At 39.7% G+C, this 25,345-nt stretch carries 14 protein-coding genes, 4 tRNA genes and 3 rRNA genes; 1 reads left to right on the forward strand and 20 read right to left on the reverse strand.

Features of this window, described 5'->3' with window-relative positions; all coding sequences use genetic code 11:
• Window positions 1–23: 23 nt before the first annotated feature.
• From vanT to RBB56_RS08000, 12 genes are all read right to left on the reverse strand, one after another.
• Window positions 24–1,160: a serine racemase VanT catalytic subunit gene (gene vanT, locus RBB56_RS07945; protein ID WP_306721846.1), complete on the reverse strand. Its 1,137-nt coding sequence runs from the start codon at window positions 1,158–1,160 to the stop codon at window positions 24–26.
• Complete coding sequence (gene vanG / locus RBB56_RS07950) at window positions 1,157–2,206, reverse strand: D-alanine--D-serine ligase VanG (RefSeq protein WP_331526864.1); 1,050 nt, start codon at window positions 2,204–2,206, stop codon at window positions 1,157–1,159. Before vanG ends, vanT begins: the two co-directional genes overlap by 4 nt.
• 219 nt (window positions 2,207–2,425) lie before the next feature.
• The gene (locus RBB56_RS07955) at window positions 2,426–3,562 is read right to left on the reverse strand and encodes a sensor histidine kinase (protein ID WP_442905446.1); all 1,137 of its coding nucleotides are present in this window, start codon (window positions 3,560–3,562) and stop codon (window positions 2,426–2,428) included.
• Window positions 3,546–4,247 carry a VanR-ABDEGLN family response regulator transcription factor gene (gene vanR, locus RBB56_RS07960; RefSeq protein WP_306721849.1) on the reverse strand — a complete coding sequence of 234 codons (702 nt, stop codon included), beginning with the start codon at window positions 4,245–4,247 and terminating at the stop codon, window positions 3,546–3,548. Before vanR ends, RBB56_RS07955 begins: the two co-directional genes overlap by 17 nt.
• A 273-nt stretch (window positions 4,248–4,520) precedes the next feature.
• Entirely contained in the window at window positions 4,521–4,652 is a 132-nt protein-coding gene (locus tag RBB56_RS07965; protein WP_306721850.1) for a hypothetical protein, read from the reverse strand.
• A 67-nt stretch (window positions 4,653–4,719) separates the two neighbouring features.
• Window positions 4,720–6,630, reverse strand: coding sequence for a glycoside hydrolase family 127 protein (locus RBB56_RS07970; protein ID WP_306721851.1), 1,911 nt, complete (start codon window positions 6,628–6,630; stop codon window positions 4,720–4,722).
• A gap of 17 nt (window positions 6,631–6,647) precedes the next feature.
• Window positions 6,648–7,490 carry a carbohydrate ABC transporter permease gene (locus RBB56_RS07975; RefSeq protein ID WP_306721852.1) on the reverse strand — a complete coding sequence of 281 codons (843 nt, stop codon included), beginning with the start codon at window positions 7,488–7,490 and terminating at the stop codon, window positions 6,648–6,650.
• Between the two features lie 14 nt (window positions 7,491–7,504).
• A complete protein-coding gene (locus RBB56_RS07980) occupies window positions 7,505–8,392 on the reverse strand; it encodes a carbohydrate ABC transporter permease (protein ID WP_306721853.1) in 888 nt (295 codons plus the stop codon).
• A 138-nt stretch (window positions 8,393–8,530) separates the two neighbouring features.
• Window positions 8,531–9,898 (reverse strand): ABC transporter substrate-binding protein, encoded by a 1,368-nt coding sequence (locus RBB56_RS07985; protein ID WP_306721854.1) that lies wholly within the window; start codon window positions 9,896–9,898, stop codon window positions 8,531–8,533.
• A gap of 254 nt (window positions 9,899–10,152) precedes the next feature.
• A complete protein-coding gene (locus RBB56_RS07990) occupies window positions 10,153–11,745 on the reverse strand; it encodes a response regulator (RefSeq protein ID WP_306721855.1) in 1,593 nt (530 codons plus the stop codon).
• Entirely contained in the window at window positions 11,723–13,525 is a 1,803-nt protein-coding gene (locus RBB56_RS07995; RefSeq protein WP_306721856.1) for a sensor histidine kinase, read from the reverse strand. The genes RBB56_RS07990 and RBB56_RS07995 overlap by 23 nt, the downstream gene beginning before the upstream one ends.
• A 242-nt stretch (window positions 13,526–13,767) precedes the next feature.
• Entirely contained in the window at window positions 13,768–15,885 is a 2,118-nt protein-coding gene (locus tag RBB56_RS08000) for a methyl-accepting chemotaxis protein (protein ID WP_306721857.1), read from the reverse strand.
• 377 nt (window positions 15,886–16,262) lie between these two features.
• Between RBB56_RS08000 and RBB56_RS08005 the strand changes: the two genes are divergently transcribed.
• The gene (locus RBB56_RS08005) at window positions 16,263–17,111 is read left to right on the forward strand and encodes an AraC family transcriptional regulator (RefSeq protein WP_306722114.1); all 849 of its coding nucleotides are present in this window, start codon (window positions 16,263–16,265) and stop codon (window positions 17,109–17,111) included.
• 86 nt (window positions 17,112–17,197) lie between these two features.
• Here the strand turns inward: RBB56_RS08005 and RBB56_RS08010 are convergent, their stop codons facing one another.
• From RBB56_RS08010 to RBB56_RS08045, 8 genes are all read right to left on the reverse strand, one after another.
• A complete protein-coding gene (locus tag RBB56_RS08010; RefSeq protein WP_306721858.1) occupies window positions 17,198–19,297 on the reverse strand; it encodes a glycoside hydrolase family 36 protein in 2,100 nt (699 codons plus the stop codon).
• Window positions 19,298–19,538: 241 nt separating this feature from the next.
• Window positions 19,539–19,609, reverse strand: a tRNA-Cys gene (locus tag RBB56_RS08015).
• A 76-nt stretch (window positions 19,610–19,685) separates the two neighbouring features.
• Window positions 19,686–19,757, reverse strand: a tRNA-Glu gene (locus tag RBB56_RS08020).
• Between the two features lie 32 nt (window positions 19,758–19,789).
• Window positions 19,790–19,861, reverse strand: a tRNA-Asn gene (locus tag RBB56_RS08025).
• A gap of 167 nt (window positions 19,862–20,028) precedes the next feature.
• Window positions 20,029–22,949 (reverse strand): 23S ribosomal RNA (locus tag RBB56_RS08030).
• A 358-nt stretch (window positions 22,950–23,307) separates the two neighbouring features.
• Window positions 23,308–23,380 (reverse strand) — tRNA-Ala (locus RBB56_RS08035).
• 8 nt (window positions 23,381–23,388) lie between these two features.
• Window positions 23,389–23,506 (reverse strand): 5S ribosomal RNA (gene rrf / locus RBB56_RS08040).
• A gap of 103 nt (window positions 23,507–23,609) precedes the next feature.
• Window positions 23,610–25,140 (reverse strand): 16S ribosomal RNA (locus tag RBB56_RS08045).
• Together the 16S, 23S and 5S rRNA genes with 4 tRNA genes alongside form the textbook arrangement of a ribosomal RNA operon.
• Between the last annotated feature and the right edge of the window lie 205 nt (window positions 25,141–25,345).

Below are 25,345 nucleotides of genomic sequence, written 5' to 3' on the forward strand. Positions count from 1 at the left end.
TTGATGTGCAACAGTTTCTTACATTAGTAAAGTAACACCCTATTCAAACGACTCCCCAAACAGCTTAACAATTCGTTGGTAATTGTTCCTGCTGCCTCCGCAAGATCATAGACTGTTATTTCATGTTCCCCAGACTTTCCAATAATAACGGCTATATCGTCAGTGTTCACGTTAGGGATATCTGTAACGTCAATTAGCATTTGGTCCATACAGATACGCCCGATGATAGGGGCTTGTTTTTGATTTATCAAAACTTTCCCGCGCCCACAAGAAAGAGAACGCGGTATTCCATCAGCATACCCGATTGTCAGGACAGCTATCTTCCTATATCGGTTCGCAATATATTGTAACCCGTATCCTGCGTTCTCTCCTGCATATAAATCTTTTGTCAACGCAACCCGCGCTTTGATAGACAATATCGGAAGTAAAGATATGGGGCAGTTCTCTAAATCAGCGCGATTGCTTAAAACCCCATATAAGGCAATACCAATTCGGGCATAATCTCCTACAAGCCCGGGATAATTTATAAGCCCATAACTTGCCAATAAATGTAGTTTGCCGCAATCATACCCACGTTTTTTCAAATCAGAAATAACCTTACAGAACACAGTTCCTTGTTGCATAGTAAATTTCCTGTCTTTTTCAGAAGTGCTTTCATCAGAGCATAAATGAGTATATGTGCCTGTTATCATAAGATTTTTACATTGAAAAATACTGTATATTTCCTCTATTCTTTCAAAGCGTTCTCCTAAACGGTGCATACCCGTATCAATTTTCAAATGTACTTCTATTTTTTCTCCATAAGAGTTTAAGAGCTTCGCATATGAGCAGTCAATGACAGTTTGCGTAAGTCGGTACTTCCGAAGCATTGGGAATAGGTTTGGGTGGGTATAGCCTAGAATTAAAATCTCGCCTTGAATACCATGGCACCGCAATTCGATGCCCTCTGAAACAGTAGCTACACAAAATGAGCTTATCCCTAATCGGTTGAGTTCCTTTGAGAGCAATACGGCTCCATGCCCATAAGCATTTGCCTTAACCACAGGCATTAACTTCCCGCCTTGTGGCAGCAAGCTTTGTAAGGCAACGATATTTTGGAGCAGATTATTTCTATCTATCTCTATCCATGCACGGTCTTTGCAGTTGTTGTTATTCTTCATTTTTCCACCGCCAGTTCAATGGCTGCGGTAATAATCTGTTCAAAGGATAGGCCAACAGCCTTTAACATGGTTGGAAAGCGGCTGTGTGCTGTAAAACCCGGGATGGTATTTACTTCGTTAAACACGATTTCCCCCTCTGAGGATAAGAACATATCGACACGTGCAAATCCTCGACAATCCAGGGTCTTGTAAATGACTTTTGCTGTTTGTTTTACTTTGTTTACTGTGGCAGCGTCAATCCTTGCAGGAACATGGATAGCCGAGGTTTTAAGGGTATACTTCTCTACAGAATCAAAGAAACCATCCGAAAGCTCTATTTCATCAACTTCGCCAACCGTTAGCGTATCGTTGCCTAAAACGGCGCAACCAACCTCAAAGCCGGATATATTTTCTTCAATGATAATTTTGTTATCATATTCAAAAGCCTGCTCAATCGCGGCAGGAAGCCCGTTTCTGTCAGATACCTTTGTTATGCCAAAAGAAGAGCCGGCCTTTATGGGCTTAACAAACAACGGATAGCCTATTTCTTCAGCTTGAGAAAGAGCCATTCCCGCGTTCATATTATTATCCAAAACGTAGGAACGGGGAACAAGAACACCAGCAGCATGAACAAGCTTATGCGCCCTATCCTTGTCCATACAAAGGGCAGATGCAAGAACGCCGCATCCTGCCATTGGAATATTGGCAAGCTCAAACACCCCTTGTACCGTGCCATCTTCACCATTTCTTCCATGTAAGACAGGAAAAACAACATCAATATAAATTTTTAGGGCCTTATTATCCTTATACTCAAGGATAACGTGTTCCGAACGACTTTGAGATACAACCGCAGGAATACAGGCAATGTCATCATGCCATGTATTGTCTTTAATTTTTTCAATACTGCCGTTAAAGTGAAACCAATCTCCTTGTTTTGTAATACCTATCAAAACAGGAATATACCTTTCCTTGTCCATGTGGCTGATTACCGCATATGCGGATTGCAGGGAAACCTCGTATTCCGGGGAGCAACCTCCAAAAATTACAGCAATCCTTTTTTTATAAATTTCTTTTTCACAATTATTATTGAAGTTCATTTTTCCTCCTTAGGATAAGCTTTAATCACCTTGCATAATTTTTTTCTACCCATACCGCTTTTCTTTACAAATGCTAAAAAACAGTCTGCTTATCTTTTGTATATAAATCATACCCAAAGTAAGCAGACTGCTTTTTAATATAAAATTATTTATTTCCTAAGAAAATCCTAATTCTGCATTGACATTTTCCTAATTTTTTACCGGCAGCGTAATAATAAATACAATGGTTTCGCTTTTGCTGTTTGCCGTAATCGTTCCTCCATGTAATGTAATGATTTCCTTTGCTATTGCCAATCCCAAACCGGCTCCGCCTGTATTTGAGGTACGGGCTTCATCTAAGCGATAGAACTTTTCAAAAATTGAGGACAGTTTTTCTTGTGGAATCGTCTTTCCCTTATTCATAAACGAGATAACTACCGAACCGCCCTTTTCCTCGGCAGAAATGTGTATTTCTGTATTTGGATAGCTGTATGCCATAGCATTTTTCAAAACATTATTGAATACCCTTGCTAATTTATCGGGATCACCATAAATGGTTAAGTTTTCATCGCTTTTAAGAGCTGCTGTATTTCCATTCTCGCATAGTGTAGGCGAAAGCTCATCGATAAGCTGCACAAGCATGTAATACAAATCTATGTTTTCTTTTGATAGACTTATTTGCTGCAGATTATAGCGTGTTATCTCAAAAAATTCGTTTATCATTTTTTCTAAACGGTAAGCCTTATCGAGTGTAATATCTACATACTTTGCCTTTTGATCCGCGGGCATGTCCGGAGCTTCTGCCAAAAGATTGAGATAGCCGATTACTGACGTCAGCGGTGTACGTATATCATGTGCCAAATACATAACCAAATCATTTTTACGCTGTTCGGCTAACTGCGCTTCTAAAGTACGCTGCCTTAATTCCTGCTTTACTGCATTTAGCTTACGTTCTATTGCCGCCATTTCAGATGGTAAATATATCTCGCTATCATTGGATAGTAAGGTATCGATTCCCTGATTGATCATATCGAAATATCTGGTGAACCAATTAAAGACCACCCGCAGCAAAACAAAGAATGTGACGACAATAGCAATCGTCCAAATGATATATTTATAATTGCGAAAGACCAGTTGATATATATTAACCGCATTCCTATAGTCCATTCTAAAAACCTTCCGGAAAACAGAAACCATCCATTCACCGCCGCGCCCACGCCATCCCAACGTATATAAAACCGAAGTAATAATTAAAGCTATAACGGCAATACCCAAAAGCCGAATGTGCAATTTTGACCTAAACTGAGCATAGTCAGCTTTGTTTTTATCATTATATTTCAATTTTATATCCCACTCCCCATATTGTTTTTATATACTTCGGATTGTCAACGGTATCATTTAACTTTTCTCTTAAATGTCGAATGTGAACCGTAATTGTGTTGTTGCTTTTGCTGTAATATTCGTCCTGCCAAATCTTATGAAATAGATCTTCCGCACTAACTACACTACCCTTATTCTCTAAGAGAATACGCAAAATAGAAAACTCCGTGGGGGTTAGTACGAGTGATTTCTCATCCAACAAGCATTCGTGCGTTTTAATATTCATTATTAAGCCAGAATGAGAAATAACATCCTTTGCTGTCCCTTCGGAATGGATCGCATTATATTTCTTGTATCGACGCAGTTGAGCCTTTACTCTTGCAACCATTTCAAGCGGGCGAAATGGTTTCGTAATGTAATCATCTGCGCCGAGTGTAAGCCCTGTGATTTTGTCGGTTTCTTCATCTTTTGCTGTCAGCATAATAACAGGATAGGTATATCGTTCTCTTATTTTCTGACATAGTATAAAACCGTTAATATCAGGTAACATAATATCTAAAATAGCAAGATCAAGCTCTGTTGTGTTGATAAATTCAAGAGCTTCCTTTGCTGTATAAAATTTAAAGACAGTATAGTTTTCGTTATTCAAATAGACTTCTATTAAATCTGCAATTTCAACTTCATCATCAACGACAAGTATTCTATCAGACATATGACAACACTCCTTCCGATGGCAATGCTTTTATTTTACCACACAGCGGACTCTTTATTTATTATTTTTTAAATAAGATATTATTAAGATTTCCCTAAGTCGACTTTTTATATTAAGGTTAACCTTTTGATTAACTTATTCAGTGTAATTGTACACGGCCAATCGGGTTTGACTTTCATACAGATGAAGAAGGAAAAGAACGAAGACATATATCTAAAAATAACACTTTTGAATGGCAACAAAAAACCCCGTAACATCAACGTTTACGGGGTTTTAAAGAGAGACGTCTAACGGATTTGAACCGATGATCAGGGAGTTGCAGACCGGTGCCTGTACGTTTATAGCCTCTTTATCCATGGGCTTTCCACCTAATTGATATTTCTTTAATAATGTTACCGTACTCATTTTGTTTCTCTCTGTAAACGGGGAATATAGTTATAATTTAAAAACTTAATACTAATATTTAGCGCTGCTATTCTGTTTCCAATACCCAGACCTTCATCTGGTTCAATCCTCTGTTTCCCCAAGCGAAATAAGGTATTGCCTTTATTCTTACATGTTCTGCTATCGGTTTTTCTTCCGTATAAAGTGCCTTACTGCCATGCATCCGAATTCCGTTCAGTTCAATAATCACCATACCCTCCAGCGGCTCATTTTCACATACAGATACTGCAAATTCTGTTTCTTTCGGAATTCTAAGTTCTTGTAAATGTTCTCCATTGTCTACACCTTCAAAAGCGTAAACGAAAGGTCCTCTCATTAATGCTACACAACCTTCATTTTCCCTTACTTTGGTATTACAATAAATTTTTCTAATTTCCATGGGAAAAGTAATTTCAACCTTGTCACCCTTTTCCCATATCCTGGACAAATACAAGTATCCATCCTTCTCCTCTGCATCCTTAATTAATTCCCCATTTAACTGAATCGTTCTATTTTTTACATAGGATGGGATTCTGATTGCAAGTGTGAAACATATATTATCTTGCTTAGGATTTATGGTATAGATTATATTTCCTTCCCATGGATAGAGGCTCTTCACTTCGATATCAGCATATTTAAACTCCGCATTACCCCCCAGGTAAAGATGTGAATAAATCGTATCCTCTGACTCACTCCACGCATATTTTCCAAGAGACATCAGCAGTCTGACCACATTAGGCGGGCAACAAGCACAAGCATACCAACCTGGTCTTTCGGGAAGGACATGCTTATGTCCATACAGCTTCCCTGAAATCTCAGGATTAACTTCCAATGGATTTACATAGAAAAATCTCTTCCCATCCAGCTGCATACCGCTCAAAATTCCGTTATACAATGCTCTCTCCATCACATCAGCATATTTATTGGATGGATGGATATCCAACATTTTTTTAGCAAAGAAAACAAGACCAATAGATGCACAAGTTTCAGCATATATTGTATCATTGGGCAAATCATAATCAAGGGAGAAAGCCTCTCCTTCCACAGTAGAACCAATACCTCCGGTTAGATACATTCTCCTTTCAGTTATATTATCCCAAAGAGTTTCACATGCCTGCAAAAGCTCTTCTTCTCCTGTCTTTCCTGCAATATCTGCCATTGCAGTATACATATAAGCAGCTCTGACACTATGCCCTTCCGCCGTTTTCTGTTCCCGAACGGGTGCATAACTCTGGTTATATTTTGTATCCATGGGATCTATTCCGAAATGCGTCCAACCCCGTTGCTCGTTCTCATCTTTAAAAAAATAAGGGTTCTTACCTCGTTCGTCAATAAAATACTGGGCCAGATCGCTATATTTTTCCTTTCCCGTAGTATGATATAACCTCATCAACCCAATTTCAATTTCCTGATGGCCTGGAATTCCGGATCTTTTATCCGGTCCAAACTGATCCATAATATGATCCGCCATCCGCTCCATGACCCTGAGAAGTTTTTCCTTGCCTGTTACCTCATAATATGCAACTGCAGCCTCCATCATATGTCCTGCACAATAAAGCTCATGACATTCTTGCAGGTTTTTCCATCTGCGCTCCGGTTCCTTAATCGTAAAGTATGTATTGAGATATCCATCTTTTTGCTGAGCTTTCCCGATCACATCGATAATCATATCAGCACGCCTCTCCAACACTTCATCCGGCCTTATTGCTAATGAATATGCGACACCCTCCAACCATTTTGCCACATCACTGTCTTGGAATACCATGCCATAAAAATCACCTTTCTCCAATTCAGCAGCAATGCGAAAGTTTGCGAATGCATGACTTTTCTCTGCACCCTCAATATCATCATTCAAAATTGCCTCCTGATAGGGAATCACTACATTTATTATCTGACTCTGTCTTTTTGACCAAAATTCATCACTGATTTTTATATTCCTTAAATCAACTTCTCTATTCATAATTACCATTCCTTTCATTACCCTTTTACTGCTGCTCCGATTGTAAGTGCATTCTCTACTTGTTTACTGAAAATCAGATACAAAATAATAGGTGCTATACTAGCAATCGTCAACGCAGCAGCGGAGGCACCCCAATCAGTTGCAAATTTACCTTGAAAATAAACCAATCCGAGAGGTAATGTTTTTAAAGCATTATTTGAAATTACAATAAGTGCAGTAAACAACTCATTCCACGAATTCAGAAAAATAAATATGGAAGCTGACGCTATCGCAGGTTTAACCAAAGGCATAATAATTAAAAAAAAGCAAGTATATATATTGGCTCCATCAATTGCAGCCGATTCCTCCATCTCATATGGAATTGATCTGAAAAAAGCATAGAATACCATGGATGTAAAGGAAAGATTAAATACAATATAAGGAATAATCACTGATAACAACGTATCTTGCAGATGAAGATCTCTGACAAGAATAACAAGAGGTATAATAATAATCTGTACAGGAATAAACATGCCCAAAATTGCATAAATTCTCACTGCATTTGATAACCTCCATCTCATCCTGGCTGTGGCATAGGAAAACATTAAAGCAATCAATATAGTAAATGTTACAGTTATAATTGCTACAAATGTACTATTTTTAAAAAATAATAGTATATTAAATTGCGTTATTGCATTTACATAATTTTCAATACGGAAGTTTGTTGGAAAACCATATACATTAGTTGAAAATATCTCTTCATTATTTTTTAGAGAGTTAAATGCCATCCAGATAAGCGGATAAATTGAAGCAAATGAGAATGTTGTTAAAACAAGATAAAGTATTGATTTTAAACAGATTTTTTTAAATCCTTCTGTCAAGCGAACGCCCTCCTTTAATATATAATTCTTTCTCGCGCCATAAATTTATTAATAATCAGTGTAAACAGCAAGCATTCTGCTACCAGTATGACTGCAGAAACACATCCGTACCCAAATTCTCCTTTTTGGAATGCCGATTTGTACATAAGGTAAGAAAGTGTCATCGTTGATCCGCCTGGACCACCGCCAGTCATAACAAACATATTGTCAAAGGCTTTTAGACCACCTGTAATCGACATAACAAAAGTGAACTTATAGGTTTCCGCTATCAGCGGGAGCGTAATTTTCCTATGAATTGTCATAGACGATGCTCCATCAATCGTTGCCGCTTCATAATATTGTTCCGGTATTGATTTAATTGCAGTATAAATAAATACAAACATAATCCCCATAAATTGCCAGGCATTAGTAAATGCTACAGAGTAAATTGCTACTTTGGGATCAGATAGAAATGCTATCTTGTGATTTTCACCGAATATTCCCAAAATATTATTGATCAATCCATGATCGTAGTTATATAGTTGAGACCACAATTGTCCAACAACCGTTACTGATAATACAACCGGAATGAAAAAACTAGTTTTAAAAAATGCCCTACCTTTAATACGGAGTGTCTTCGTTGAAAATATGAGTGCCATAACGGTCGCTACTCCTTGTTGGTAAATGAAAACAACGGCAGCAAAAATAAGCCCATTCTTTAAAGAAGGAATAAAATCAGGATCTTTTAATATTGTTTTATAATTTTCTAATCCGGTAAAAATAGGCTCAGTAATACCATCCCAATCATAAAAGCTTTTTATTAATGTCTGAAATATCGGATATATCATCATCAATGTGTACAACGCTAAAAATGGCATTACAAATATAAATATTGCAGATTTCTTGTTTAAAAATTTATTCATATTATGTCTTCTCCTTGAAGGACGTACTCCGGTTAAATTTATTAAATATAATATTTAAAATACCCCAAATTTCTATCCAAGTGATACTTATTAGATAAAAACTTGGGGCACACCAATAATCATAGTCTTACTTTTTTATCATTGTCTGTTCTTTTCAAGAAAAGCGTTAACATTTGTAGCAAACTCATCCGGGGCATATTCACCGGTAAATAATTTTTGTACCTCACTACCTAAATCTGTCTGGATTTTGCTGCTCTCAAAGCCCCATCCCATTATGGTGGAATATTTTACATTGGCAACTGCCTCTGAAAGCTGATTTGTCAATGCGTTGGGAGCTTTTTCCGGAGTAAACGATGCCTCTAACATTGTATTAAGCTCGCCGGTCTTTACAATTCTTGCTTCGATATTTTTTAAAGCGAATTGCACAGCATATTCGGCAGCAATGTCCTTGTATTGGCTATTTGCAGCTACCGCAAATCCACCTGTGAAACCTCCGCCACTCATCACTCCGGAATCTTTTACAGCTTGAGCCTCTGAAGCATCAGCTAATACATATGGCAGAAGTAATGTTACATCATCTCCCATCGTATCTCCAAATTCCTGGGCCATCCAATTTCCGCATAATAGCATCGCCGATTTTCCGCTCTTAAAATCAGCAACAGCCGAATCATAGTCCATTGAAAATGCATCCTTTGAGATAAGTCCTTTATTAGCAATTTCTTGAATTTTAGAAGCTGCATTAAGATACGCCGGATCCGATGCATTTGCAGTGCCATTCAAATCCAAATCTGTAATACCCTTTTGACTTTGAGTTAAAGAAAACATATCAAAAAGCTGTAGGGGAGGCCATGTTTCTTTCAGCCAAATTCCAAGCGGTACAATACCTTTCGCTTTTAACAATTCTCCAGCCTGAAGGAACTCTTCATAATTTTCAGGAACTTTTGCTCCCGCCTCTTCAAACAGAGCCTTATTAACATAAATTACAGCAAAATTTGTGTTGGAGCCAATTATTCCCCAAGTATGCCCATCTTGTTGCATTAAAAGCGACTGCCCTGTAGGGGTAAGCTGATCTGCTATATTTAGCTTTTGAATATAATCATCTAGCGGAACAGCACTATTTGAATTGACTGCCGTAGCAATATCAGAAGTAGATACCTCAAATATATCCGGCAGGCTGCCTGTTGCAAAATATGTTTTTAACTTCGCTCCACTGTCTTGCGGCATAACATCAACTTCTATTTCAACATTTGGCATTATTTTTTTCATTTCTGCCATTGCATAATCGAGCTGAGACTTTTCATCTTCAGAAGTATAATGAGCATACATCTTCAATTTTACAGTTTCAGCGGGAGTATCAGCTGCCGGTGTTTCAGTCGCGGTAGTCTCTGCTTCAGAAACTGTATCAGATACATTATTATCCGGGGTTTGAGAAGCACAAGCAGTCAGTGATATAGCCATAATTGATACCATTAGTAATGCTTTAAATTTCGAGAAAAATTTATACATTTAGCCTCCTCCTATAAATTCAATTTGATATGTTGTTTTCTCTAAGCTTAGGATGATTTTATTCTAACAGGTCCATTGTATGAACAGAAGGAAAAATCCGATACCTTTTTGTAATTTGAGGTGTATTATTCAAATATGGTAAAGAAGAGGTCATTAAAAGACCCTTTCCAATAAAGCTATAAGCAAGCACAGTTAGAAAAGGCTACTCCTATAAGCTGATATGTAATTAACAGAAAAGAACGTTATAAATTATGCTATTTCTTACTATTTCCGTATTCACTGGGAGATAATCCTGTATACTTTTTAAAGCATTTGCTGAAATAACCGGCATCACTATATCCGATCACTTCTGATATTCTGGATATTGCAATATCTTTGTCGGAGGTCAACAATTCCTTGGCTTTTTGCATTCTTGCACTAGTGATATAATCGGACACTGTTATACCTATTTCTTTTTTAAAAGTTTTCCGTAAATAACTGGAATTTATAAAAACATTCTTCGAAATCTTACCAATATCCAGCTCATTATCCTGTAAATTAGAGTCAATATAATCCTTTACCTTTTTTACTAATAACTTTGATTTTGTTAATTTATGTTTATCCAAATAATAGATGACTTTTTCAAATAACTGAGTAAACCAAAGTAAAGACGTTTCCAAGGAACCGATATTATTAATTTCTGAATAAGGAGAAAAATTCTTACCAAAAACATCCTCAATACTTTTGCCAAGTTCAACAATATAGGAAAGGCATAATGAAACTAAGCCCGCAAAAATAGTCATGGTATAATCTACCGACAGTTTTTGTTCCTTTATAAAAGAAAAAATATTAGCCAGCTCTTCTTTAATAACTTCAATATCACCCATTTTTAACCCCAGAAGCAGATTTTCATTAATTTCACTGGGGTAAAAACCAATATTCATTCCATTTGACTCAACGCTGCTATAATCTATTACCTTTGAATTACTCAAAATAAGTTTGTTTTGCAGCGCAGCCAGAGCATCTTTGTAAGAACCACGGACGGCTTCAAATCCCCTGGCAGGTCTGCCAATGCCGACCGTCACAGTAAAGTCAAAGTATTTCCTTACTACCTCACAAAGTCTCTGGTATCCATCTGTACTGAATTTTATCAAATCTTCGTCATCTTCAAATTGAATCAGCGAAATAATTCTTCCTTCTGGCCCGTTGAAAATAATATTTTTCCCTTTGATGTTGGTAATTTCATTTAAAATATTGGCAAGAGCAAATTGCCAAAGTACAATTTCACTTGCCTCACTCCACCTTTGATACATGTTGTCTATCTCCACAATTGCTACACGAAATAAAAGTGAATGAATATTAATACCCAATCGGCTTAAGCGGGCTATCATTTCATCCTCCTTCAAAATAAATTCATTGCTAATCAATAGGTTAAGCAGCCTTCCTTTTATCATCTCTGTTTCTGCTTTATGAGCCGTTATTTCAAGCCTGTCTTTCTCAATACTTTCTTTTATCTTAAGTAGTGGAACCATCAATTCATCGTTATTAAATGGTTTTAGTATATAGTCCAGGGCGCCTAGCTTTATCGCTTTTCTTGCATAATCAAATTCATTATGTCCAGTTACCAATATAACTGCTATGTTAGAATACTGGTCCCTAAGCCTTTCTATTAATTCCAGACCATTCATAAATGGCATATTAATATCAACAAGAGCGATATCTGGTTTAAAGGTTCCAATCTTTTCCAATGCATCCAGCCCGTTCTTTGCTTCGCAGCATATTTCAAATCCGTAATTTTCCCATTCCACTGATTCAACTAGATACTGTCTGTAAAGAGGTTCATCATCAACAACGATTAATTTCAACATATCCGCTACCTCCAGTCAAAAAAGGAATTGTTACAGTTATTACCGTCCCTTTCCCCAATTCACTCTCGATCTTCAAACCATAATTTTCGCCGAAAAATAATTTAATTCTTTCATCTACACTACGCAATCCAAAGGATTCCTTAACAGTTTCAGGGTGCTGATAGTCAAAAATTTCCTTAATCTTTTCTTCAGAAATCCCCACACCATCATCAAAAACTTTTATTAATACGTTATCGCCTTCCATATATCCTTCGACAAATATCCTCCCAAAACTTCCTTTTGTTTTAAGCGCATGATAGATGGAGTTTTCCACTAACGGCTGCAAAGTTAGTTTCAAAATCTTACTTTTCTTTATCTCATCTTGCACCTTTATTTCGTAGTCAAAAACATCATAATACCTATACCGCTGAATATTTAGATAATCATTCACATTTTTTATTTCTTCTTCCAATGAAATTATTTCTTTTCCTTTACTCAAAGCTATTCTATAAAAATCTGCAAGGGATTTTGTTGCAATTTGAGCTTCCTTCGCCCCGGCCATTCCACATAAGGTATAAATCAATTCAAGGGAATTGTATAAAAAATGGGGCTTTATCTGAGCTTGAATCAGAGCCAATTCATATTCCCTTAGCTTTTTTTGCTCCTGAGTCGATTTATTTAACAACTCTTTAATTCTTTCAACCATTATATTAAAGCCCGAAGCCAACCTTCCTATTTCATCCTTTGAGTTCACATCACAAACAACATCCAGATTCCCATCCTTAATCTCATCCATCTTTTTAGTGAGTTTCACGAGAGGTTTTGCTATTACTCTAGATAGCACCGTTGCGGCTAATAATGCCAAAATCATACATATAAAGCCTAATATTACAACAACTATTGTGTTTTTATTAACATCGGCCGTCAATTCCTGTATAGGAATAACACTTACTAGTTTCCAATCAAAGTACTCTAAAGACGTAGACGTAACCAGCATGTTTTTTCCATCGATATTCTTAATTTCACTGAAATTTCCTCTGCTTAGAATTAATTGTCTCAACTTTGTGTTAGCTAAAGGTTTCAATACATCATCTTTTTTTTGAGATGACATAATTTTGCCTTGTCCATCCAATATAAAATAACTCGTTATATTTTCAGGTCCTACACTTACATAGATGTCGGAAATTGAACTTTCTTTTATATTTAATATGAGTATTCCAAGCTTTTTACCGCTTCGCGGGTCAATTACTTTTTTAGCAAGAGTTAATACCGAAGAATTCATATCCGTTACTAAAAACTCCCTTTTTTGCATTAAAAGCCACTTATTTTGAGTGTTACTATTATCGATCTCATTAAAAAGTCCACTTTCACAAGCTTTATTTAAATTATTTGCTAAGCTATTATTTATAATAAAGGCATTCAAATCTTTATCTATAAATGCTGAAGATTCAATATCAGGAAATGTTATTTTTATAGTATTTAACTCGTTTTCAATTTTACCTCGCATTTCAAGATAGGAGGCGCTATTTTCTCCATAATTTAAATTGCTTTGAATAATTTTAATAAGGCTTAAAGTAGTAATATTGGCACAGTTCTCCGTATTAGCCATCATTGTATTTATTCTTGTGACAATTAAGGTTGAGTTGTCAGCTACATTCTTCACTGTTTCCTTGATTATCGCCTGAGAAAATATATAATTTGAAATATATCCCAAAAAAAATAAAGGTATTATAACAAGCGGTATGTATATATATAATATTTTGTTTTTTATCAGTTGATTCTTAAACCATTGTTTATCCAACGTTATCACACCTCCATATATTTTTTAAACCTTTATATAAAACAAAGAAACAAGCCTTTCTGCTTGCTTCTTCTTTATTGGGAGCTAAGCGAGCATAGTCTTTGTGAAAGCAACCAATATCATTTTTTAATTATAACATACATTCACTTAAGTATAGATTTAATCACTCAAAATCAAACTGTAATTATTCATATTTCGATTTACGTTTGTTTTACACTCCTTCTTGTTTATCCATTAAGGATTCACCCTACCTTGTATTCCTGTTCCATCTTAAATCCTGAAATAGCTTCGCTAAGTTCTACCGACAATCCTTGCAAATTAACTGCTAAGTTAGCAAGCAATTTTGCTTCCACAATCTGCCTTTGCGTATTTGTCGATACTTCTTCGGTTGTTGCCGCAGTTTCCTGTGCAACCCCTGCAACACTTTCTATTTTTGACAAAGTTAAATTCTTAATTTCAAGAATTTGACTTACTGCATTACTTACATCATTAATCTGATCTGAAATATTTGCCATTGCCTCAAAAATTGCTTTGAATGAATTATCAGTTTCTTCTACAACATCCATTTGTTCCGAAATTACTATGTTGGCACTATTGGCAGCACTGACTGTTAATTCCGTCTTTCTTTTAATATTTAACAGAATATCACTGATCATTACAGAGGCGCTTTTTGATTGATTTGCAAGTTTTCTAACCTCCTCAGCTACTACCGCAAAGCTTTTTCCCGTTTCTCCAACCCTTGAAGCTTCTATCGCAGCATTTAATGCAAGTAAATTTGTTTGCTCCGAAATATCTACTATTATTCTTGTTATTTTCTGTATTTCCTGCATTTCTTTACTTAAGTCATTTATATTATCAATTATCTTGGTAGAAACAGATTTTGTTTCAACTGTCTTATCATTTAAAGACTTAACTGTAGACATTGCTACATCACTTAATCCCTTTGTATTTTTAACAACTTCAGCAACATTTCCTATTACTACTTCAACGCTATTGATATTACCTGAAAGCATATTTAAAAAATTGGCACCTTCTGAAATGTCCTCGGCCTGATTTGCTGCTCCCGTGGCAATTTCCTGAATTGTTATTCCAACTTGCTCTGAACTAATTTGTGAACGCGAAGTTGAAATGATTATTTCTTCCGAACTTTTTAAAACTTTTTGCGCAGAAGTATTGACTTTTGACACAAGCGAGTTAATATTTTGTGACATCTCATCGAAATTGGATATAACATTAGCTATTTCATCTTTACTTTTATCTCTCAGCTTATTTGAAAAGTTTCCCTTTTTAGCTTCGTTAATCAGTCCTACCAAACGTTTTAAGGGTGTAGATATGCTAATTGTAATTGTGTAAGCTAAAAAAAGGGCAATAATAAGACATAGTATTGTTATAAAAATAATTGTATTCCTCACACTATTTGTCTCAGTATTCAGGAAAGAATAAGGCACTGCTGCTACCATATACCAATCCGTATCCTGTATTTTAGAAAACGTAACCAGATAATCCTTCCCACCAATATCAGTTGAAAAACCTTGTCTTTCGCTTTCAAGTTTTTTTATTAATAGTTTATCTCTATATGGAATCCCAAATGTAGATACTGAATTTTCACTTGCAATTACGATACCATTTGAATTGATTATAAATATATCTAAGCCATTGCCTAAATTAACATCTTTTAGTACATTAGAAAAAGTTTCCGGTTTTAAAAACATGTACATTTGCCCAAGAACATTTCCATCATCATTTGATTGAATTTTACTCAATAATAGCAACTGCGGAGAGCCATCTTCCGCCTTAATCATACTTAGTACCGAGTTATTGTTTGAAATTTCCATTTTTTTTTGAATTTTTTCTTTGCTTTCATCGGATACCACACTATCTCCCAGATGGTTATCACCAATTGTAATACTCTCACCAATATTGATATAAAGTTTTTTAATTGATTGATTAATACCTGTAGTATTCGTAAGAAGTGACTCTATCTTCCTTGTGGAATCTAGCTTTTTCAAATTATCATTCGAATAAAAATCATCAACACTATTCTGTAATTCTTCGGATATAATTATATTTTTACTTACAGCGCTAATTTTCTGAATCTCAGCATGAACATTTTTCCCAATTTGTTTTACAACTTCCGTTGAATATGAACTTATTTTTGCTTCAATAGCATCATTGGATTTTTTATATGCAATAGAACCAACCACAGATAGAGGTATAAAAGTAATAATAAAAAAGGACACAAACAATCGAGTTTGTATTTTAACATTTCTGGATATTCTGCCAAATCTACACAAAGTTTTAAATAAAACTCTTAACCGCTCTGTTATCACAATATTTTTTACTTGTCTTTTATGATTCATTCAACATTCTCCTTTAAGTAAATATCCCGAGGAAACTAGAATATAATTATTCTAGCAGGTATACTTTTTAGACAGAATGTAAAATTTGATACGTTTTTGTAATTTAAGGGTATTTAAGGATACTGTACTTGTATTGATTATGAAAAAGTATCATAATAAAAGCAATATTCTTAATTATGTATGATATTTTACAAATACAATACTTTACCAAAGCAATTAATTGAGACACACCATTTTACCTATTAGTAATTATTGAAATCAATTAACCTGTTGTTATTATTTAAATCATTACATTCTAAATAAACCATTTAATTTATAAGTAGAAAATAATTAATTTAGCAAATCGGTATAAATCCTAAAGAAAGTGGTATTTTTTGATGAAGTACAAACATGGACTTTTTGGCATCCTTAATGCAGATGAAATGAGTAACCCACCTCTATACTTATCTGATGGTGGTATTGAAAGTCGTTACCAAGAGGTATACGACTTGGATAATCGTAAACGAAAAGGCTACGGTGGATTTGTTTTTCAGTATACTTTATCCGGATACGGTTATCTTGAAATGAATCAAAAAGTGAACAGAGTGAACCCCGGGATGGGTTTTGTCGTAAGCGTTCCTGGAGACAGCCGCTATTATATAAATCCTCAAGAAGAGGTTGCATGGGAATTCATCTATTTGCATTTTTACGGTGATTCTACGAGACCATTTATTGAGAAGCTATCCACTCTGTGTGACTGTTTATTCCATATTGATAAAAGCAGCTCACCTATCCAACAACTATTTAAGCTGCAAAATCGTATGATTACTGGCGGCTATCTTCATAAGTATGAAGGGCAGGAAATCCTCTATCACTTCCTTTGCAGCCTCTTACGAGAGATTGAATTTCCTTCTAAAAAAACTGAAGACTCCCTCGTTAGTCACGCTATTCGCCTGATTGATGCCGAATACAATACATTGGAAGGTATCTACGAAGTTGCTAAACGTCTAAATATTTCTCAGGAGCACCTAGCACGTAATTTTAAAATAGAACAAGGAGTTACACCAATCAAGTATTTGACAAATATTCGTATACAAGCTGCTATTAATATGTTACTTAGTACTACGAATACCATTAAAGTAATTGCTGAAAACTGCGGATTTTCGAATAGCAATTACTTTTCAAAAGTATTCAAGAAGTATGTGCACTTATCACCTGAAAAATATCGAGAGCAATACAAATTCTAGATAAAAGTTGAAATCCGAGAAAGGAGTTATTCTGATATCTATACTGCCATATAAATACTTCTCTGTGTCACTTTTCTTTTCCCCTCTTAAGATAAGTACACGGCCACTGCCTTCCAGTTTTCCACCGGACGATAGATTAGCTTTCCATCTTTAATTTGCACCGTTTCTTCTGTGTCTGAGAATACGTTAATATTTTTGTACCCTTTTGGTAGTGTCATGGTAACTTCCCCTGGCAACTGTCCTCCGAAGGTGTGAATTGTCCCGTAACTCTCGCCATTTTTACCAACTCGCAAAATCCCTTGCCACCCTTTAGGATGTCTGATACTTTCAATCTTATTACCGAAGTGATAAGACTGACCTTCCTTGATGATTGGCGCAATTACCCGATAAAAAGCCATACCGTCGTCAATAACCTTCCATTGCTTATCATCTAGCTTTGTCACATCACCAGAGATACACATTCGTCCAAGGAAGGTGTTGATCACGGAATAAGCTATTCGCTTCAGAGAATCTTCGGAGCGAATCACGGCCCAAATTTGACTCTGGCGCGGATGAATTACCCGATGCAGATCCGCAGCTACAATAGGGATTTCCGGACATTCATGAGCATCAGAAAATGATGCCATACTGGTTAGCCCCATGAAGGATGGCTCTAAACGATGTCCACCTGATGCGCAGTTCTCCAGGATGATTCCCGGTACCTCTTTTTTTACTTTTTTAAAGAAAGTCTGCGTTGCTTCCATATTTTGTCTGAGCGCTTCTCCCATAGACTCGGCACCGTCGCAGCCTACACCGATGGTTTCATTGTAATCTACCTTCATATAGCCAAAACCATAATCTTTTAGGGTGCCGATGACTTTATTCGTCAAGTACTCTTCTACCCAGGGATCACACATATTCCAAAACCGTCTGGCGTAGGTGGTCAAAACACTACCATCTTTATGCAGCAAATGATCGGTATTGTTATAGGTCTTCGCCGCCTCTCCCACATTTTCAATTTCAAACCAAATACCTGGAATCATTCCCGCTTCCTTAATCTTCGCTACAGTTTTATCTAAGCCATCAGGAAATAAATCCTTTGAAGGTACATAATCACCCATACTGATGTCCCAAGGCACGCCGTTTTCTTTATACCAGCCACAGTCGATGACGAAATATTCAAACCCCTTATCCCTTATACAGTCGACAATTTCACAAATATTATTGTGGGAAGGATTCCCCCAAGTGGTACAGTATTCATTGAAAATAATCGGTAAGTCTTGTTCTACCGACGGACCTTGGTTGATTCTTTCTGTAGCCGCCTCAACCAAACGGTTGGTAAATTCCTCAAAACAGTCTGTAGCTGCCACACTGACAATCGCCTCCGGAGTAGTAAATCTTTCTCCAGCAGGAATATTCTTTAGCCAGTGACCAAAATCTCTGTCAGCCAGACCACCGCTAATGCAAAGTGCATCATCTTTGCGATAGGCTTCCATTTGCCATGACGCCGGATGGGCCAGCTGAGCGCCCCAAAAAATGTTATTATGTTTATCTTCTACAGCAATAAATGGGAAAAATTTATTGACCGGCATGGAGCCTACCTGTCCATAGCGCTCGTTACGTACCGCATGAGGTGACCAAGCCGGTTCCAATTGTAAATCTTCCACCGGAATACATTCGTGCCGTCCTTCCTGAGACCATACTGCACGAATTCGATGGAGGTTCAAGGAGCCTGGACCGTCTTTTTCTACATATGGCGACAAGCCAGAAAGAGAGAAGCTTTCAAACATCTCTAAAGCCACTTGTTCCTTACTAGTGTTCTTAAACGTACAATAAATTCGTATATAAGGAGCTTCCTCCGGCCAACTTAGCACATGCTCCACTTCGTAGCCACGAGGATCAACCAAGACAGTCTTAATCTGTGTCTGCTTATCAGCGGTCGTCTGTGTCTGCTCCTTTAGGATCAAGTTACGCATTGATTGGGAATTACGCATGCTATTGCCAATTACATACGCTTTCTCGTAGATATCACCGACAATCTTATATTGTACTAAGGAGTTTAGTAACTCTTTCTTTTCCTGTTCTTGCTTTCGAATATTTAGTGGTAATAAATATAGGCTCAGTCGTTTACCTTCTTCATCTGTACGATAACTAGCCACCATATCGCCTAATATATACTCTTTATAAATTTTCATATTTTCCTCCATATTATAAACCTTCAGTAATCAGCTTACTTAGAGTATAATTTCTCATCTCCACCTTTAAAAGAGTACATTTTTGATAACAGACGGTAACTTTTTGACTTTGGTTAAAAAATGTGAAGAACTCAACCCTATTCTGGGGTTGAGTTCTATTAAAAGGACGAAGACATGGGTCTAAATATGTAATAAAATTTTTAAATTCCAACAAAAAACCCCGTAAAATCAATATTTACGAGGTTTTAAAGAGAGGCGTCTACCAGATTTGAACTGGTGCTCAGGGAGTTGCAGTCCCATGCCTTACCACTTGGCTAAGACGCCATATCACATGTAATTATAACAAATCGACAAAAAACAGTCAAGCTGCAACTTATCGACCTAACTTAAATAACTTAAATGACTCCGACGGGAATCGAACCCGTGTTACCGCCGTGAAAGGGCGGTGTCTTGACCGCTTGACCACGGAGCCTTCTCTTTTTCCTGAGTATTTTTACACTCGCACTCCCCGAGTAGGGCTCGAACCTACAACCCCGCGGTTAACAGCCGCGTGCTCTACCATTGAGCTATCGAGGAATCTGTTACTGAGTGGTCTCCCACTCTTTTTAGGGTCCATACCCTCAAAACCGAATACCTACAGACCTTCTTATGTTTCCACCTTCCGGTCCTTTCACTCTCTCATATCTTTTCATCCGTTTTTTCTTCTTTTGTAAGAGTGTTCTCCACTCTTTATCCCAGCCTATAAGGATAAGCCCTCGACCGATTAGTACTTATCAGCTGCACGTATTGCTACGCTTCCACCTTAAGCCTATCTACCTCGTGCTCTACAAGGGGTCTTACCATGATTAATTCATGGGGATATCTCATCTTGAGGGGGGCTTCACGCTTAGATGCCTTCAGCGTTTATCCCTGCCGGACTTGGCTACTCTGCCATAGGTCTGGTACCTAACAGATACACCAGCGGTCCGTCCATCCCGGTCCTCTCGTACTAAGGACAGCTCCTCTTAAATATCCTACGCCTGCGCCGGATAGGGACCGAACTGTCTCACGACGTTCTGAACCCAGCTCGCGTACCGCTTTAATGGGCGAACAGCCCAACCCTTGGGACCTTCTACAGCCCCAGGATGCGATGAGCCGACATCGAGGTGCCAAACCACTCCGTCGATGTGAACTCTTGGGAGTGATAAGCCTGTTATCCCCAGGGTAGCTTTTATCCGTTGAGCGATGGCAATCCCACGTTATACCACCGGATCACTAAGTCCTAGTTTCCTACCTGCTCCACCCGTCGGTGTCACAGTCAAGCTCCCTTATGCCTTTGCACTCTGCGAATGGTTTCCGACCATTCTGAGGGAACCTTTGAGCGCCTCCGATACCCTTTCGGAGGCGACCGCCCCAGTCAAACTCCCCGCCAGACATTGTCCCGGAACCAGTTTCATGGCTCTCGGTTAGAAATCCAATACGGTAAGGGTGGTATCCCAACAGCGGCTCCATAGAGACTGGCGTCTCTACTTCTTTGCCTCCCACCTATCCTGTACATACAGCATCGAATCCCAGTATCAAGCTGGAGTAAAGCTCCATGGGGTCTTTCCGTCCTGGCGCAGGTAACCAGCATCTTCACTGGTACTTCAATTTCACCGGGTGCATTGTTGAGACAGCGCTCAAATCATTACGCCTTTCGTGCGGGTCGGAACTTACCCGACAAGGAATTTCGCTACCTTAGGACCGTTATAGTTACGGCCGCCGTTTACTGGGGCTTAAATTCAAGGCTTCACGTTAGTTGACCTCTCCTCTTAACCTTCCAGCACCGGGCAGGCGTCAGCCCATATACTTCACCTTCCGGTTTTGCATAGACCTGTGTTTTTGCTAAACAGTTGCTTGAGCCTATTCTCTGCGGCCCCATCTCTGGGGCACCCCTTCTCCCGAAGTTACGGGGTCATTTTGCCGAGTTCCTTAACAATGCTTCTCCCGCCGGCCTTAGGATTCTCTCCTCATCCACCTGTGTCGGTTTACGGTACGGGTACAGGACGAACAATAGCAGCTTTTCTTGGCACATGGCCCGCATGCTTCGCTACTTCATTTCGCTCCGCATCACGCCTTTGGATCGATAAGGGATTTGCCTCCTTATCTCCTACTTCGCTTGCACCGGCTTTTCCTTTTCCGGCCCATGCTTTCCACATGCGTCCCTACAGTTCTGTCATCCTGCAGTACAGGAATTTCCACCTGTTATCCATCGACTACGCATTTCTGCCTCGCCTTAGGCCCCGACTTACCCAGGGCAGATCAGCTTTACCCTGGAATCCTTGGATATTCGGCCAAGAGGATTCTCACCTCTTTCTCGCTACTCATTCCGGCATTCTCTCTTCCTGAAACTCCACGGCTCCTCACGGTACCGCTTCTTCGCTTCAGCAATGCTCCTCTACCAAGCATGCCTTACGCATGCTTCCTAAGCTTCGGTGGTGTGTTTCAGCCCCGGACATTTTCGGCGCAGGACCTCTCGACTAGTGAGCTATTACGCACTCTTTGAATGGATGGCTGCTTCTGAGCCAACATCCTAGTTGTCTTTGAAATCCCACATCCTTTTCCACTTAACACACACTTTGGGACCTTAGCTGTAGGTCTGGGCTCTTTCCCTTTTGACTGCCCAACTTATCTCGTGCAGTCTGACTCCCGTATAACATCTGTACGGCATTCGGAGTTTGATAACCTTCGGTAAGCTTTGACGCCCCCTAGGGTATTCAGTGCTCTACCTCCGCCAGATTCATACGAGGCTAAATTTCTAAAGCTATTTCGAGGAGAACCAGCTATCTCCGGGTTCGATTGGAATTTCTCCCCTATCCACACCTCATCCCCACCCTTTTCAACGGATGTGGGTTCGGTCCTCCATTGCCTTTTACGGCAACTTCAACCTGGACATGGATAGATCACCCGGTTTCGGGTCTGCACATACTGACTATGGCGTCAACTAAGTTGACGTTTGGCGCCCTGTTAAGACTCGGTTTCCCTTCGGCTCCACACCTTAAGTGCTTAACCTTGCCAGTATCCGCAACTCGCCGGACCGTTCTACAAAAAGTACGCGGTCCCACCTTAACGTGGTCCCACAGCTTGTAAACACAGGGTTTCAGGTTCTCTTTCACTCCCCTCCCGGGGTCCTTTTCACCTTTCCTTCACAGTACTATACACTATCGGTCACTGAGGAGTATTTAGCCTTACGGGGTGGTCCCCGCTCATTCCCACAAGGTTTCTCGTGTCTCGTGGTACTCTGGATCCTGCGCTGTCGCTTCCGGGTTCGCTTACGGGGCTTTCACCCTCTCTGGCTGGTCTTTCCAGGACCATTCTGCTCCCTTCTTCGAATCAGACTATGCAGTCCGAACCCCGGAGTGCACGCACTCCGGTTTGGGCTCTTTCCGGTTCGCTCGCCGCTACTTCGGAAATCACGGTTGTTTTCTTCTCCTCCGGCTACTTAGATGTTTCAGTTCACCGGGTTCCCTTCCTTACGCTATGTATTTACGTAAGGATACATAAGGTCTTCTTATGTGGGTTTCCCCATTCAGATATCTGCGGATCGTAGGATATTTGCTCCTCCCCGCAGCTTTTCGCAGCTTATCACGTCTTTCTTCGGCTCTCAGTGCCAAGGCATCCTCCCTGTGCTCTTTCTTGCTTAACCTTAATGATAAATATGCCACGCTCCTTAGGAGTCGATGGACCTTTTTATCACCGGACATCTAGCGTGATGTCCTCGGCTGGTCCGCTGTCCTCATACACCGGTCCGTAGACCGATCTATCATTTCAGCCCTTCTTCCTTGCGGTTGAAGGTAAATCTATTTGAGTTTAAAACTCATTTGTTCGGCCATCATGACTTGCATCACGATGAACCTCGGATGTCTTTGATACTTGATTGTTTTTGGTATTCGGTTTTCAAGGTACGGTCTTGCAGGTCTTTGGCACTTCCTTTTGTCTTTTCAGACAGACTTTAGTGCTGCGTCCTGTCCCGGAACTCCTATCATAAATAGTCCTTCCGGTAATGGAGACAGAGAGATTCGAACTCTCGACCCCCTGCTTGCAAGGCAGGTGCTCTCCCAACTGAGCTATGCCCCCATAAATTAATCTGGCAGCCACCTGCTCTCCCATGCCGTCTCCAGCATAGTACCATCGGCCGCTTAAGTCTTAACCTTCGTGTTCGGGATGAGAACGGGTGTCTCCCCTAAGCGCATCGCCACCAGATATATTTCTGAGTATTCTCTACTCATTCGCTTCGATTCTTAGTGCTTTCCCACTCTTCCTCAACAGCTAAACAGTAATGCAACCCCTACTTCTTCTTCCTTAGAAAGGAGGTGATCCAGCCGCACCTTCCGATACGGCTACCTTGTTACGACTTCACCCCAGTTATCAGACCTGCCTTCGGCTGCTCCTTCCCTTACGGGTTAGGTCACAGACTTCGGGCATTTCCGACTCCCATGGTGTGACGGGCGGTGTGTACAAGACCCGGGAACGTATTCACCGCGACATTCTGATTCGCGATTACTAGCGATTCCAGCTTCATGTAGTCGAGTTGCAGACTACAATCCGAACTGAGACGTGTTTTTTGGGATTTGCTCCAGGTCACCCCTTCGCTTCCCTCTGTTCACGCCATTGTAGCACGTGTGTAGCCCAAATCATAAGGGGCATGATGATTTGACGTCATCCCCACCTTCCTCCGGGTTATCCCCGGCAGTCTCTCTAGAGTTCCCATCTTACTGCTGGCTACTAAAGATAAGGGTTGCGCTCGTTGCGGGACTTAACCCAACATCTCACGACACGAGCTGACGACAACCATGCACCACCTGTCTCCAATGCCCCGAAGGGAACATACATTACATATGCTGTCATTGGGATGTCAAGACTTGGTAAGGTTCTTCGCGTTGCTTCGAATTAAACCACATGCTCCACCGCTTGTGCGGGTCCCCGTCAATTCCTTTGAGTTTCATTCTTGCGAACGTACTCCCCAGGTGGATTACTTATTGCGTTTGCTGCGGCACCGAAGGCTTATAAGTTCCCGACACCTAGTAATCATCGTTTACGGCGTGGACTACCAGGGTATCTAATCCTGTTTGCTCCCCACGCTTTCGAGCCTCAACGTCAGTTACAGTCCAGTAAGACGCCTTCGCCACTGGTGTTCCTCCTAATATCTACGCATTTCACCGCTACACTAGGAATTCCTCTTACCTCTCCTGCACTCTAGCCAGGCAGTTTCCAAAGCAGTCCCGGGGTTGAGCCCCGGGCTTTCACTCCAGACTTGCCCTGCCGTCTACGCTCCCTTTACACCCAGTAAATCCGGATAACGCTTGCCCCCTACGTATTACCGCGGCTGCTGGCACGTAGTTAGCCGGGGCTTCTTAGTCAGGTACCGTCATTTTCTTCCCTGCTGATAGAGCTTTACGTACCGAAATACTTCTTCACTCACGCGGCGTCGCTGCATCAGGGTTTCCCCATTGTGCAATATTCCCCACTGCTGCCTCCCGTAGGAGTTTGGGCCGTGTCTCAGTCCCAATGTGGCCGGTCACCCTCTCAGGCCGGCTACTGATCGTCGCCTTGGTGGGCCTCTACCCCACCAACTAGCTAATCAGACGCGGGTCCATCCTGTACCACCGGAGTTTTTCACACTGCTTCATGCGAAGCTGTGCGCTTATGCGGTATTAGCACCTATTTCTAAGTGTTATCCCCCGGTACAGGGCAGGTTGCCCACGCGTTACTCACCCGTCCGCCACTAAGTTACATATCTTCCATCCGAAAACTTCCGTTATATAACTCCGTTCGACTTGCATGTGTTAGGCACGCCGCCAGCGTTCATCCTGAGCCAGGATCAAACTCTCATGTTGAGATTCGTCGATGCATGCCATTTCTGGTAGGCCATGTCTGATGCTCGCATCAGCACTCGGTATGCCATGAAATGATTTGAGGAGTAAATTCAATGAAGTAAGCTTCGCTTACGAATTGGCATTTGCTCCCATGCATGTCACATGTTTGCCCGGTCCAAAATCAACTTTGGCTTTAAATCCTTGCTAATTTTTTCCCGTAATCTCA

The organism is Kineothrix sp. MB12-C1 (assembly GCF_030863805.1).
Taxonomy (GTDB): Bacteria; Bacillota; Clostridia; order Lachnospirales; family Lachnospiraceae; genus Kineothrix.